A 14,511-nucleotide genomic window follows, 5' to 3' on the forward strand; every position below is an offset into this window, starting at 1 on the left:
CGGCGGCGGCTCAGAAGGCCAGTTCCACGTCCACTTCCTGGCCCACGCGCACGGATTCGCCGTCGCCCTCGAGCAGGATGTTGTTCATGCCGAAGCAGATGCCGCCATCGACTTCCGGCTTGGCGCGGTAGCCTTGCAGGATGTCCAGCGGATCGGGGCCGAACTCGCCGGTGGCCTGGTCGATCGACGGGATCGGGCAGCGCGGGCAAGGCTTGACGGGTTTCAGCACCGCGCCGCCGGCACGGAACGTGTCGACATAGTCTTCCTCGTAGGGACCGATGCCGTCGATGACGAGGTTCGGGCGGAAGCGGTTCATCGGCAACGGCGCGCGGCCCGCGCCTTCCAGCCGGCCATTCAGGTCGCGCAGCGATTCTGCGCCGATGACGAGCACCGGGTAGCCGTCGGAGAACAGCGTGGGCGCTTCCACGCCGCCCGTCCATTTCGGGTTGGCCACGCGCAGCGCGTCCGGATGGAAGCGCACCAGCCGGCATGGCACGCCCAGGTAGTTGCTGAACCAGGCGGCCGTCAGCGCGTCGCAGTCATAGGCTTGCAGCGTGTCGTCCCATACCTGCACGGACAGCGTGGGGGCGTTATCGGGGTCGGGCAGGCCGAGCGGGATTTCCAGGCGCAGCATGCCGGGCGCGCGCAGTTCCAGCGTATCGAGCTTGAGGCGCGGCGCGATCAGCGCCATCTTCGGATGCTCGCGCTGGGTCAGGCACATGCCGGCGGCATCCACGACCATCCATTCGCGGTCGTAGATCTGCTCGGACATCAGGCCCGCGCGCGTCAGCGTTGCCGTGCGCAGCGCGATGCCGCCGCAGGACTTGATCGGATACAGGGTGATTTCAGACAGGATCGCCATCGACAGCCGCCATGAGTTCTTCTGACGCGCAGTATGGCAGCAAAGCGACCGGCAGTAAATTGCCATAGACAAGGCAATGAAGCATCGGCTGGACGCCGAGACGGAACACCGGCGGGCGCCGATGCTCCGTCACTCCCGATCAGCCTTCGGAACCTTCCTCGGGCTTGCTCTTCGGCTTGCGCGGCAGCCTGCTGCGCGAAGGCGTGCGCGGCTTTTTGGCGGGCGGCGGTGCCTCGTCAGGCGCCGGTTCGGCCGGCTCCAGCGGCGCGGCGCCTTCTTCCGCTACCGGTTCCGGTGCGGGGATCGGCTCCGGCTCGGCCTGCGGCGCAGGTGCGGGCTCGGCGCCGGCCTTGGCCTTGCCGCCCCTGGTGGTCTTCTTCGCGGCCGCCTGCTTGCGCGCACTGGTGCGGGTACGCTTGGCCGGCGCGGCCTCGGCCGGCTCCTCGGCCGGTGCTTCGGCCTCGGCCTGCACTTCCGGCACGGCCGCGGTTTCGGCCCCGGTTTCCGCCTCGGTTTCCGCCTCAGTTTCAGCATGAAGCGCGGCAAGCGCGCGGGCCGCCTGTTCGGCGGTCGTCACTTGCGCGGCGGCGCGGGCGCGGCGCGTTTCCCGGACCTCGCGGGCCATTTCTTCCAGCGCCTGCTCGGCCGACGCCAGTTCGCTCGCGTAATCGGCGGCGGCCGTTTCAAGCGCTACCGCCACTTCTTCCGTATCCAGGTCGGCACCGTCGTCGATTTCCTCGCCAAGGTCTTCGGCCAGCTCATTGACCGCCTCATCGGCGTCCAGATTGTCGTCCTGATTGTCCTCGCTGGCGTACTCGCGCGAGTCCTCACCGGCAGCATCATCCGCCAGCTCGCCGCGCGCTTCCGACTGGGCGTCGCCCTGCGCACCCCACGGGCCGGCATGTGCCGGGGCTTCCGCGACTTCCGGCGCACCGCCGCGGCGATTGCGGCCGCCACGGTTGCCGCGGCCACGCCGGCCTTCGCGCTTGTCCTGGGACTCGGCCGCTTCCGGCGTTGCCACCACCGCTTCGCTCGCCGTTTCGGCATCGCCAGCGTCGGCCGCCTGCACCGGCGTCGGCGCCAGGCTGCTGCGATAGACATACGCGCCGGATTTCTCGTCGCGGCCGAATTCGAGCAGGCCGCGCGCCTTCATTTCTTCCAGCAGGTTGCCGAAGGTGCGGAAGCCGTAGTAAGCCTCGTTGAAATCGGGCTTGCGGCGCTTGATCGCTTCCTTCAGCACCGAGGCCCAAATCTTGCCGCTGTCGCCACGCTCGGCGATCAGGGCATCGAAGGTTTCGTAGGCGATGTCCAGGGCCTCGACACGGCGGCGCTCCGATTCTTCGCGCTTCTTCTTTTCTTCTTCCGGCGAGCGCTTCGGCTGCTGCTGGTCGCGCACGTCGCGGCGCTGGCGGCGGCTCTCGCGAACCAGGTCGTCGTAGAAGATGAATTCGTCGCAGTTGGCCACCAGCAGGTCGGAGGTGGAATCCTTGACCCCCACGCCGATGACCTTCTTGTTGTTCTCGCGCAGCTTGGAGACCAGCGGCGAAAAGTCGGAATCGCCGGAAATGATGACGAAGGTGTTGACGTGGGCCTTCGTGTAGCACAGGTCCAGCGCGTCGACGACCATGCGGATATCGGCCGAGTTCTTGCCGGAGATGCGCACGTGGGGGATCTCGATCAGCTCGAAGTTCGCTTCGTGCATCGGGCCCTTGAAGCCCTTGTAGCGATCCCAGTCGCAGTAAGCCTTCTTGACCACGATGCTACCCTTGAGCAGCAGGCGTTCCAGCACGGGCTTGATATCGAATTTCTCGTAGTTCGCGTCGCGCACGCCGAGTGCGACGTTCTCGAAGTCGCAGAACAGCGCCATGCTGACATTATCGTTGGATGAAGCCATGACTCTCTTGGGTAGCAGTGAAGCCGCCGATTATACAGGCAGCATCGCGCCCGGCCGCGCCGCTTACAAGACGGCGCGGCCAAGGCGGGTCCCTGCCGCGCCGTGTTACGGAAATGGCAAGCGAAATGGCAGGCGCCGCGCCGCTGAGGTATCCTCCCGGTTTCGCCCGACAGGAGGAGTCGATGAGGTCCCTGGCCACCACTTTCGCCGCCGCGGCAGCCACCGTCGTGCTGTTCGCAGCACCCGCGCACGCGCAGCTGCCGGATGCCGCGGAGTTCACGCGGCAGGTCAATGCCTTCGTCGACGGCTGGCACGACGATGCGGCCCACGCACGGCCGGCCTACTTCGACAAGATCGCCCCGAACGGTGTGTACATCGGCACCGACAAGAGCGAAGTCTGGACGCGCGACCAGTTCAAGGCCTGGGCCCGGCCGCACTTCGAGGCCAGGAAGGCGTGGGCGTTCACGGCGCAAAAGCGTAATGTGTATTTCTCGTCCGACCGCCGCTATGTGTGGTTCGACGAGCAGCTGGACACGCAGATGGGCACGTGCCAGGCCAGTGGCGTGCTGCGCAATACCGGCGGCGGCTTCCTGGTCGAGCACTACCAGCTGTCGCTGGCGGTGCCGAACGCGCTGGTCGGCGGCTTCAGCAAGGCGATCGCCGAGTTCGAAGGAAAAGGCGGCGGCAAAGGCGGCGTGGCAGGCAAGGACACGAACAACAACACGACCAAGGACAAGGAGCAGGCAAAGTAAGTGGCGCGCATCCTCTTCATTCACCAGAATTTCCCCGGCCAGTTCCGCCACCTGGCGCCCGCGCTGGCCGCAGAAGGCCACGAAGTGCTGGCGCTGGGCATGGCCGGGCAGGCCGACCGCCTGCCCGGCGTGCGTTATTTCGTGCACCAGGCGCGCGTGCCGGCGGAAGCGCGGCAGCAGGCCCCGCAGCTGAAGGACCTGTACAGCAAGGTGCTGCGCGGCGAATCGGCCGCCGCGGCGCTGCACAGCCTCAAGAAGGAAGGCTTCACGCCGGATATCGTGTTCGCACACCCGGGGTGGGGCGAAGCCCTGTATGTGAAGGACGTCTTCCCGCGCGCCCGCCTGCTGATCTATACCGAATACTATTACGGGGCCGAAGGCGGCGATTCGCATTTCGACCCGGAATTTTCGGCTCCGCCCGACCTGGCCAGCCTGCAGCGGCTGCGGCTGCGCAACACCCACCTGCTGCACGCCATGTCGGTGGCCGATGCCGGCCTGTCGCCGACGGTGTTCCAGGCCGACCGCCATCCCGCCTGGTTCCGCGACCGCATCAGCGTGATCCATGACGGCATCGATACCGACCGCTTCCGCCCCGATGCGCGGGCCACCGTATCGCTGAGCGGCGCCGGCGTGACGCTACGGCCGGGCGACGAGGTGGTGACGTTCGTCTCGCGCCAGCTGGAACCCTACCGCGGCTACCATATCTTCATGCGCGCGCTGCCCTTGCTGCAGCGGCTGCGGCCCAATGCACGGGTGATCATCGTCGGCGGCGACGGCGTCAGCTACGGTGCCGCCGCGCCGCAGGGCAAGACATGGAAAGGCATCTTCCGCGACGAGGTGATGCCGCGCCTGGACATGAGCCGCGTGCACTTCGTCGGCCGCGTGCCGCACGCGCTGCTGACGCAGCTGATGCAGGTATCGGCCGTGTACACCTACCTCACCTACCCGTTCGTGCTGTCCTGGTCGCTGATGGAAGCGATGAGCACCGGCTGCCTGATCGTCGGCTCGCGCACCGCGCCGCTGGAAGAAGTGATCGAGCACGGCCGCAATGGCCTGTTGACGGATTTCTTCGACCACGAGGCGCTGGCGGCGACCATCGCCGGCGCGCTGGAACAGCGCGGCAGCCTGGTCCACCTGCGCACCGCGGCACGCCAAGCCATCGTCGATGGCTACGACCTGCACCGGCATTGCCTGCCGGCGCAGAAACGCTTCGTGCTGGGTTGAGCCGGCGTCAGGCACCAAGCGTCGACCTTCGAGCTTTGAACTTCACCCGTCAGGCGAACAGGAAGTCCCCCGCGCTGGCCGTGCTCACGCCGGTCAGCGTGGCGAGCTGCTCCAGCTCTACCGCGCTGACCAGCGCATCGGCGCCACTGCTGGTGAACAGGTACACGGCGGTGGTGCTGCCGCTGTGCAGCGTGAACAGGGCCGTGTCGCCGGCGGCGTACGCCCCGCCCGCGCTGCCGATGGCCTTGGCCGCACCGGCCGCCGTCAGGCTCGTGGCGTTGTGGGTGAAGATCACCAGCTCGGCCTCGGCCGAAAAGCCGCCGGGTCCGGCCACCCTGGCGGCACCGTCGACCACCGTATCGCCATTGCCGACCACGCAGTCGATCGACAGCCGGTCGCCGCCGCTGGCGAAGTCGGCGATCGCATCGTGGCCGATGCCGATCACGAACGTATCCCTGCCGGCGCCACCGGTGAGCTTGTCGTTGCCGGCGCCGCCGATGATGACGTTGTCCAGCTCATTGCCGACGCCGGTGGAAGCGCCCGTTCCGGTGAAGCGCAATTGCTCGACATTGGCCGACAGCACATGCTTCGAGGCCGTGGTCTCGACGATGTCGTAGCCGCCGTTCGTCCCCTCCACGACCTGGTCCCTGGCCGTGTCCACGATGTAGAAATCGTCGCCGGTGCCGCCGTCGAGCGTGTCGCTGCCCTTGCCACCCACCAGGATATCGTTGCCGTCGCCGCCCGCCAGCACGTTCGCGGCGCCGTTGCCGGTGAGCCGGTTGTTCGCGGCGTTGCCGGCGATGTTGACGGCCGAGGCCGAGGTGATCGTGGCGTCTTCGACGTGCGCGCCCAGGGTCCAGGTGACCTTGGCCTTGATCGCGACATTGACGATGTCGTGCCCCTCGCCGGCCAGTTCGACGACCGTGTCGCCGGCATGGTCGACGTGGTAGGTATCGTTGCCCTTCAGGCCCCTGGCCTGGTCCGCGCCGGCCAGGCCATCCATCGTATCGTTGCCATTGGTGCCGACCAGCGTATCGTTGGCGCTCGAGGCCACGTTGAAGAAGATCTCGGCCATCGTCTTCACGCCATCGCTGAACCGCACCTGTTCGAAGTTTTTCAGCGTGATCGTCTGCGTGCCGTTTTCCAGCACCACATCGGCCGCGTTGGGGCGCTCGCTCGTGTAGTCGGCGAAGGCACCGCTCACCACGAACGTATCGGTACCGGCACCGCCATCGGCCCTGTTGTCGGCCGCCCCACCGGTGATCACGTTGTCGAGGGCATTGCCGGTGGCCGTGAACGACGAGGTACCCGCGCAAGCCGCGTTCTCGACATTCACCGCCAGCGTGATCTTCGCCAGCGTCGTGACCACGGTGTCCGTGCCATCGCCCGCCTGCTCCGTGACCATGTCGCCGGCCGCGTCCACGTAATAGATGTCGTCGCCGCTGCCGCCGGCCAGCACATCGCTGCCCTTGCCGCCATCGAGCGTGTCATTGCCGGCGCCGCCCGCCAGTACATTGGCGCCGGCGTTGCCGGTCAGTGCATTGGCCAGCGCGTTGCCGTCGATGGACACGGCGAGCTTGCCCTCGACGGCGACGCCGTGCTCGACGAAACCGGCCAGTTGCCAGGCCTTGCCCGCATAGGCGACCAGTGCCGTGTCGATGCCGCCACCGGCCAGTTCGACCACCGCGGTGCCGGCGTTGCGCACCAGGTAGGTATCGTTGCCCGCGCCACCGGCCAGCGTGTCGATGCCATCGAAGCCATCGATCCAGTCGCTGCCCGCGGTGCCGGCAATGCTGTCGCTGCCGTCCGGCGGCAGTCCGGCCAGCAGCTCGGCCAGCGAATGGACCTTGCCGGCCATGCCGAAATACTCCACGTTCTGCACCAGGAGCGTCTGGCTGCCGCCACCGCCGCCGTCGTTTCGCCAGGTGAATACCAGGCCGTCGCTGCCGGCCCGGCGGATCGTATAGCTTTCCCGCGCCGCCATCGCATGCACGGTGTCGATACCCGTGCCGCCGTCGAACACGTCGTTGCCGGAGCCCGCGACGATGGCGTCGTTGCCCGCGCCGCCCATCATCGTGTCGTCGCCGGCGCCGGCCGCCAGGTGGTCGTCGCCCCCCCCGCCTTCCAGCCGGTCGTCGCCACTGCCGCTGGCGAGGGAGTTGTCCAGCGCGTTGCCGATGCCGGTGAACGATCCGCCACCTTCATACCGCAGTGCCTCCACGTTGGCCGGCAATTTGTAGCGGCCCGATGTGGCATGTACCCTGTCGATGCCGCCGCCGGCGATCTCCTCGATCGCGTCGCCGGCGGCATCCGCGTGGTACTCGTCGTCGCCCAGCCCGCCCCGCATCGTGTCGTCGCCTTCCAGGCCATCCAGCGTGTCATTGCCGTTGGTGCCAGCCAGTACGTCGTCGCGCACGGTGCCGGTGATCCGCGCCAGCCCGCCCGTGCCACTTGCGATGTCGTTCAATATTGCCATGTCCGCACTCCTTCCATTGATGCCGCGTTTGGGGAATGGAGAGCGTACAGAGAGGCTTGCCGCGGATGATGGCCTGGAACAAGCTGTCGAACCGAACCATTTTGTGTGGTGGGCTGGGTGACGTCGGCAAGTGCGATGCAGTCGATGGCGGCGATCTGGTGTCGGACACCGGGTTCATGGTGTCGGACACCGGTTTTTTGTGTGAACAATTCCGGCATGCTGGCGAAAACCGGTGTCCGACACATGAATGTGAACTGAACAATTTGAAAGCGCATGCGTTCACCCCAGCAGCGAAAGGCTGGGGTCAGGAGGGAGTGCTGGCCTGCATGCCAGCACCGTTCCGCAGGCGCGAAGCATGCTTCGCGAAACCCCTGCTTCACCCCGGCGGGGCGTAGTCGGGGTTTCAAGGAGCATCGCTCCTTGCCGACGTAGCGATACTGGCCTGCGAGCCAGTATTCCTCCCTGACCCCGAAATTTGCATCTGGGGTAGGCTTTATCTGACCAGCGTCGAACGCGGTCTTTCCTCAGCGGGGCTAAGTGCCCGCCCCCTTCGCCATCGGCCGCCGCACGGCGCGCACCTTGCCGCTCGCCCCGCCGCCGCAGTAGAACAGGTCGCCGCCATCGGATTCGAGGCCGCTCACGCCGGTACCGGGCGGCATGTCGAGCCGTTCCAGCACGGCCCCGCTGTGCGGGTCGATACGGCGGATGTCGCTGGCCTCGCCTTCCCAGGTGCCATGCCATAGTTCGCCGTCGACCCAGGTCACGCCGGTGACGAAGCGGCTGCTCTCGATGGTGCGGCGGATCGCACCGCTGTCGGGATCGACCTGGTGGATCTTGCGGTCACGGTACTGGCCCACCCACAGGCTGCCGTCGGCCCAGGCCATTCCCGAATCGCTGCCGCTGCCGGGCGCCGGGATCGACGCCACGACCGCGCCGCTGGCGGGATCGATCTTGTCGATCCGCGTGCCGGCGATCTGGTACAGGTATGTGCCGTCGAAGGCCGTGCCGGCGTCGCCCGTGCGGTCGAGCGAGCGTGTCACCGCGCCACTTTCGGGATCGAAGGCCAGCAGGCTGGCGCCGGTGGCGGCCCACACCTGCGTGCCATCGTGCGTCACGCCATGGATCGTGGTCGCGCCGGCGAACGGGCCGTACTCGCGGACGATGTCGGCGGCCTGGCTGCCGGCCTCCACGTGCTGTTTGTTGGGGATGTCGTTCATGGATGACTCCTTGAGGAAAGAGCGCCGCGCCGGGCGCCGTGAAACCACTCTAGCGAATCGGCAGCCCGGCGGGGAGTAACAAGATCGTCGTGAATGCCGTCAGCGGCGGTGCCAGCCAGCGGCGTGACCGGCCACCGCCCACCGCGCGCACCTGCCCGCCGGCTTCGAGCCCGGCCAGCGCGCGCTGGACGCTGCGCTGGCTGGCATCCAGCGCCAGCGCCAGCGCGGAGGTGGACCAGGGCACGCCATCGGCCAGCAGTGCCACCAGCGCCGCGCCGTCGCCATCGATGGGCGGCTCCAGCAGGACCACGCCGCGCGCGCCGCGGGGCCGCAACGCGAAGCCCTGCGCGGTGGCGTCGATGTCCGCCAGCGGCGAAGCCAGCGCGCGCAGCCGGCCGATCTCGACCCGCAGGCGTGCCCGGTGGGTCTCGTCGGCATGCCGCATGCGGAAGGCGCGCGCGATCAACGCCTCCCGGCTGGCATCGCCGGGCCAGGCTTCGGCAAGCGCCCGCGCGAGTGCGAACAATATCGGCCGGCGCGCCAGCGGCAGCCACGTGCCGCCGGCGCCGAGGCCACGGCGGCAGGCATCGATCACCAGCGTATCCGACGCTAGCAAGTCCGCCACTTCGCCGAGCCGCAGCACTTGCGCACCGCCGTTGGCGACGCGGCGGGCGGCGGGACGGTCGAGCGCCCGGCACGCTTCCTCCACCTCGGCCAGCAAGACCGGTATGCCGGCATCGGAGGCCGCCGCGTGTGCTCCCCGCAGGGCGTCGCGCGCCGCGGCGATACGCAGCGCACGCAGCGCCAGTTCGGCCGCGCTCAACGCGGCGATGGCCGCCAGCACCGGCGGCAAGCCGCGCGTATCGAGTCGCGCCAGCGCTCCTTCCGCCTCGGCCAGGCGCCCCAGCAGCAGCAGGCGGCGCGCTTCCACCAGCCGTGCCTGCGCTGCGTTGGCATGGTCGCCATGCGCCTCCAGGGTGGCGGCGGCCAGCGCCAGCGGCCGTGGCGACCCGCCGATGTCGCGCATGGCCAGCGCCACTTCGGCTTCCGCCACCAGGCAGCGGGCACGCGCCACCGCTTCGTGGGCGCCGAACCCGCGCGCGGCGCTGCGCAGCAGTTCGCGCGCGCGCGGGTGCTCGCCCATCTGGGCCATGGCAATGCCGCGGAGCGCGAGTGCCGGCGGGTCGCCACGCAGTGCGATCCGGTTCAATGCCGCCAGCGGGTCGCCGGCGGCCAGCGCGCGCGCCGCGGCGGAGATCAGGGAATCCATGGCGACAGGCTACACCAGCCGCCGGCAGCCCCGGGAAAAACAAAGGGCGGCCCGGTTGCCCGGGCCGCCCATCGATCACGCGGCCAGGCCGCGCGGCTTACAGGGTGGGCAGGCTGATATCGTCCGCCGCGAAGGTCTGCACGCCCGTCAGCGAGGCGATCTGCACCAGCTCATTCCCGCTGACGATGGCATCGTCGTTCTTGCTGGTGAACAGGAACAGGGCGGTGCCGGCCGCATCGTGCACCGCGAACAGCGCGGTGTCGCCGGTGCCGTAGGCGCTGGTCGCGCTGCCGATCGCCTTGGCGACATTGGCCAAAGTCAGGCTGCCCAACGTCTTCGTGAAGAACACCAGCTCCGTGCTGGAGCCGAAACCGCCCGGCGCATCCATGGTCTCGGAGTTGAACTTGCCTTCACCGATCCCGCGGTTGATTGCCAGCGTATCGACGCCGCTCGTGAAATCGGTGACGGTGTCGTTGCCGGCACCGATGACGAACGTGTCGGCACCCTGCCCGCCGGTCAGCTTGTCGTTGAACGCACCGCCTTCCATCACGTTATCCAGCGCATTGCCGATGCCGGTGAACAGGCTGGTGCCAACATAGAACAGGTCCTCGACATTGGCCGCCAGCGTGTACTTCGAGGCCGTGGCCTGCACGATATCGCGGCCGCCGCTTGCAGTTTCCGTCAGCACGTCGCCGGTGGCGTCGACACTGTAGATGTCGTCGCCGTCGCCGCCAGCCAGCGTGTCGTTACCCTTGCCACCGATGAGGGTGTCGTTGCCGCCGCCGCCAGCCAGGATGTTGGCCGTGGCGTTGCCGGTCAGCGTGTTGTTCGCCGCATTGCCCGTCACATTGATCGCCGTCGTGGACGTGATCGTCGCGTTCTCGACGTGGTCGGCAAGCATGTACGTCATCTTCGCCGCGATGGCGATGTTGACGGTATCAACGCCTTCGTCGGCCAGTTCGATGACGGTGTCGCCGGCGTTGTCGACCGTGTACACGTCGTTGCCCTTGCCGCCCACGAGCCGGTCGGCGCCGGCCAGGCCGTCCAGCGCATCGTTGCCATCCGTGCCGGCCAGCGTGTCGTTGGCCGGCGACGCCACGTTCTGGTTCAGCTCGGCCAGGGTCTTCACCCCGTCGGTGAAGCGCGCCTGCTCGATGTTCTTCAGCGTGATCTTCTGGTTGCCCTTGACCAGCACCAGCTCGGTGCCGTTCGGGCGCTGGCGCGCATAGTCGGCAAAGGCGCCTGCCGCCACGAAGGTGTCGGTGCCCTCCCCGCCATCGAGCGTGCCGCTGCTGCCGCCGATCGCCATTTCGTTGTCCAGCGCGTTGCCGGTACCGGAAAACAGCGCGGTGCCGTTGTACACCAGGTTCTCGAAATGGGTAGCCAGCGTGAATTTCGCCAGCGAGGTGACGATCGTGTCGCGGCCTTCGCCTGCCTGTTCGATGACCTTGTCGCCCGCCACGTCCACGTGATACGTGTCGTCGCCGACGCCGCCCAGCAGGCTGTCGGCGCCCCGGCCGCCGTCCAGCGTGTCGTTGCCGGCGTTGCCGGTCAGCGTGTTGGCGGCGGCGTTACCGGTCAGGAGGTTGGCGAGGGCGTTACCGGCGAGGCCAAGCGTGTTGCCGGACACGACCTTCGCATCCTCGACATTCGCCCCCAGCAGGTAGGTGCCGCCCAGCAGGGACACATGCACCGTGTCGCGGCCCTCGTTCGCAAGCTCGACGATGGTGTCGCCGCCGCTGTCCACGACGTACAGGTCGTCGCCCTTGCCGCCGGTGAGCAGGTCCGCGCCGCCCTTGCCGTCGAGCGTGTCGTTGCCATCGGTGCCGACCAGCGTGTCGTTACCCGCCGACACGATGTTCAGGAACAGCTCGGCCATGGTCTTCACGCCATCGGCGAACTGCACCTTCTCGAAGTTCCTCAGCGTGATCTTCTGGCTGCCCTTGGTCAGCACCACGTCGCCGGCATTCGGCCGCGAACGGACATAGCTGGCGTAGTTACCGGTGACCACATAGGTATCCGTGCCGCCGGCACCATTGACCGTATCGTTGCCCTTGCCGCCCGTGATCACGTTGTCGAGCGCGTTGCCGTTGGCGGAAAAGGCGGCGGCGCCGCTGTACGTCAGGTTCTCGACATCGGCCGCCAGCGTGTACGTCCCCAGCGTGGTGATGACGGTGTCGGTGCCTTCGTTCACCAGTTCGGTGATCTTGTCGCCCGCCGCATCCACGTGATACGTGTCGTTGCCGGCGCCGCCGGTGAGCACGTCATTGCCCATGCCGCCCACCAGGGTGTCGTCGCCCGCTCCGCCAACCAGCGTGTTGACCGCGTCGTTACCGGTCAGGAGGTTGGCCAGGGCGTTACCGGTGAGGTTGACGAGCCCGGTGGAGGTGATTTTCGCGTCTTCCACGTTGGCGCCCAGCGCATAGGTGCCCTTCTCCATCGCCACCTGGACGGTATCGCGGCCCTCGGCGGCAGCCTCGATGACCTTGTCGCCGGCCTGGTCGACCACGTAGGTATCGTTGCCCTGGCCGCCGCTCATCTCGTCGATGCCCGCCATGCCGTCGATGGTGTCGTTGCTGCTGGTGCCGGTCAGCGTGTCGTTGCCGATCGACGCCACGTTGACGAACAGCTCGGCCATCGTCTTCACGCCGTCGGTGAACTTCACTTGCTCCATGCCCTTCAGCGTGATCCGCTGCGTACCCTTGATCAGGGTCAGGTCGATCGAGTTCGGACGCTGGCGCACGTAGTCGGCCGCCGCGCCAATTGCCACGTAGGTGTCGCTGCCGGCCGCGCCGAAGATCGTTTCGCTGTTGGTTCCGCCCGAGATCATGTTGTCGAGCTCATTGCCTGCGGCGGTAAACACCGCGGTACCGGTGTAGACGAGGTTTTCCACGTTCGCCGCCAGCGTGTATTTCGCCAGCGACGTGCTGACCGTGTCGATGCCCTGGCCAGCCGCCTCGATCACCACGTCGCGCGCTTCGTCGACGAAGAAGATGTCATCGCCCGCGCCGCCCGTCATCTGGTCGGCGCCCGCCCCGCCGTCCAGGGTGTCGTTGCCTTCCGCGCCGGACAGCGTGTTGGCCGCGCCATTGCCGGTCAGGCGGTTGGCGCCGGCATTGCCCGCCAGTCCGGCGGCCGCGCTGCCGGCCAGCGTGCCATGTTCCACCTCGGCGGCCAGGCCGTACACGCCGGAAGCGATATGCACGATGGCCGTGTCGATGCCTTCGGCCGCCACTTCCACGATCGTGTCGCCCAGGTGATCGACCTTGTACGTGTCGTCGCCCTTGCCGCCGGCCATCTGGTCCTGGCCCTGCAGGCCGTCGAGCGTGTCGTTCGCGTCGCTGCCGGTGATCGTGTCATTGCCCTCGCCGGGCTGGCCCGCCAGCAGGTCCGCCACCAGCACTTCTTCGTCCGTCCCGGTGAAGTACACCGTCTCGATATTGCGCATCGTGACGGTCTCGCTGGTGCCGATCCGCGTGACCAGCGCGCCATACCCCGGCTGCCGGGTGAACGTGTAATCGGCGAGCTCGCCCTCCAGTTGCAGCGTATCGGCGCCGGCGCCGCCGTCGGCCGTGTTCGCGCCATCGCCGCCGACCAGCACGTCGTCGCCCGCGCCGCCGCGCAGCGAATCGTTGCCGGCGCCGCCCACCAGGACCGAATCGCCGGCGCCCGCCACCAGCAGGTCGTTGCCGATGCCGCCTTCGAGCGTGTCCATGCCGCCATTGCCGCCGTTCAGCGTATCGTCGCCGGCACCGCCGACCAGGGAGTTGTTCGTGGTGTTGCCGGTCAGAGCCACGGCGCCGGTACCGGTGTAGCGGCCCACTTCCACCCAGGCGGGCAGGAAATAGCTGGCCACCGACACCAGCGCGGTATCGCTGGCACCCGTGGATTCACCTTCGGTGATCTTGTCCAGGTTGTCGCTGATGATATACGTGTCGTCGCCGTTGCCGCCCTGCAGGGTATCGGCGCCGGCACCGCCATCGAGCGTATCGTCGCCGCTGCCGCCGTCGAGCAGGTTGCTGCCGGCACTGCCCGTCAACACGTTGTCCAGCGCGTTGCCGGCCAGGTTGACCTTCACGGTCGATGAAGCGGTGATCGCGCCATCGTTCACATTCTCTTGCAGGGTGTAGTTGCCGGCTGCGCTGAACGCCACCTTCACCATGCTGTATTCATTGGTATCCAGCTCGATCACATCCCTGGCCGAATCGACGATGAATTCGTTGCGCCCGCTGCCGCCGACCAGCGTGTCCGCGCCAGCCCCGCCATCGAGCGTGTTGTCGCCCGACGCCGAACCTGTGATCAGATTGGCAATGGAGTTGCCGATCCCATGGAAATCGCCGCTGCCGGTGTACGTCAATTCCTCCACGTTCGCCGCCAGGCTGGCCTGGGCCAGCGCCGTGCGCACCGTGTCCCTGCCGCCATTGCCGGCTTCCACGACCACGTCGCCGGCCGCGTCCACCACATACACGTCATCGCCCCGCAGGCCGGTCATCGTATCGTTGCCGGCCAGGCCGTCCAGCGTGTCGTTGCCGGTCGTCCCGATGAGCTTGTCGTCCTCCGCGCTGCCTTCCAGCACATCCGTGCCAGGGCCGATCATGGCCATCAGGAGGCCATTGCCTCCTCCGCCACTCAGGGAATCATTGCCGTCGGTGCCGTTCCGGGTTTCGTTTTGTGGGGTGCCAATGAATGAGGTCATGTGTGGGGGCGATCGGTTGGAATGGTTGCGGCGAGTCAACGCCGGACGCAAATCGTTAAAATTACAAATGGTAACATGTGTTAACCAGTTGAAAACTATCCAATTGTTACGCTCAAAAAA

Annotated in this window: 9 protein-coding genes; 3 read left to right on the plus strand and 6 right to left on the minus strand. The window is 67.5% G+C overall.

Features of this window, described 5'->3' with window-relative positions:
- Positions 1-10: 10 nt before the first annotated feature.
- Positions 11-862 carry an MOSC domain-containing protein gene (locus EYF70_RS26355; protein WP_131148032.1) on the minus strand — a complete coding sequence of 284 codons (852 nt, stop codon included), beginning with the start codon at positions 860-862 and terminating at the stop codon, positions 11-13.
- A gap of 139 nt (positions 863-1,001) precedes the next feature.
- Entirely contained in the window at positions 1,002-2,756 is a 1,755-nt protein-coding gene (locus EYF70_RS26360; RefSeq protein WP_131148033.1) for an NYN domain-containing protein, read from the minus strand.
- A 182-nt stretch (positions 2,757-2,938) separates the two neighbouring features.
- Here EYF70_RS26360 and EYF70_RS26365 point away from each other — a divergent pair, with 182 nt between their 5' ends.
- Positions 2,939-3,508 carry a nuclear transport factor 2 family protein gene (locus EYF70_RS26365; protein ID WP_131148034.1) on the plus strand — a complete coding sequence of 190 codons (570 nt, stop codon included), beginning with the start codon at positions 2,939-2,941 and terminating at the stop codon, positions 3,506-3,508.
- Entirely contained in the window at positions 3,509-4,732 is a 1,224-nt protein-coding gene (locus tag EYF70_RS26370) for a glycosyltransferase (RefSeq protein ID WP_131148035.1), read from the plus strand. It begins immediately after the preceding gene.
- Positions 4,733-4,781: 49 nt separating this feature from the next.
- Here the strand turns inward: EYF70_RS26370 and EYF70_RS26375 are convergent, their stop codons facing one another.
- Positions 4,782-7,208, minus strand: coding sequence for a calcium-binding protein (locus EYF70_RS26375; protein WP_131148036.1), 2,427 nt, complete (start codon positions 7,206-7,208; stop codon positions 4,782-4,784).
- Between the two features lie 65 nt (positions 7,209-7,273).
- Between EYF70_RS26375 and EYF70_RS26380 the strand changes: the two genes are divergently transcribed.
- Entirely contained in the window at positions 7,274-7,603 is a 330-nt protein-coding gene (locus EYF70_RS26380) for a hypothetical protein (protein ID WP_131148037.1), read from the plus strand.
- Positions 7,604-7,741: 138 nt separating this feature from the next.
- On the opposite strand, the gene EYF70_RS26385 is transcribed toward EYF70_RS26380, so the two are convergent.
- The 3 genes from EYF70_RS26385 to EYF70_RS26395 form a co-directional block, all read right to left on the minus strand.
- A complete protein-coding gene (locus tag EYF70_RS26385) occupies positions 7,742-8,425 on the minus strand; it encodes a Vgb family protein (RefSeq protein WP_131148038.1) in 684 nt (227 codons plus the stop codon).
- A 49-nt stretch (positions 8,426-8,474) separates the two neighbouring features.
- Complete coding sequence (locus EYF70_RS26390) at positions 8,475-9,695, minus strand: helix-turn-helix domain-containing protein (RefSeq protein ID WP_131148039.1); 1,221 nt, start codon at positions 9,693-9,695, stop codon at positions 8,475-8,477.
- 97 nt (positions 9,696-9,792) lie between these two features.
- Positions 9,793-14,298, minus strand: coding sequence for a beta strand repeat-containing protein (locus EYF70_RS26395; RefSeq protein WP_165497792.1), 4,506 nt, complete (start codon positions 14,296-14,298; stop codon positions 9,793-9,795).
- Positions 14,299-14,511 lie beyond the last annotated feature (213 nt).

The sequence above is a fragment of the Pseudoduganella albidiflava genome, assembly GCF_004322755.1.
Lineage (GTDB): Bacteria > Pseudomonadota > Gammaproteobacteria > Burkholderiales > Burkholderiaceae_D > Rugamonas > Rugamonas albidiflava.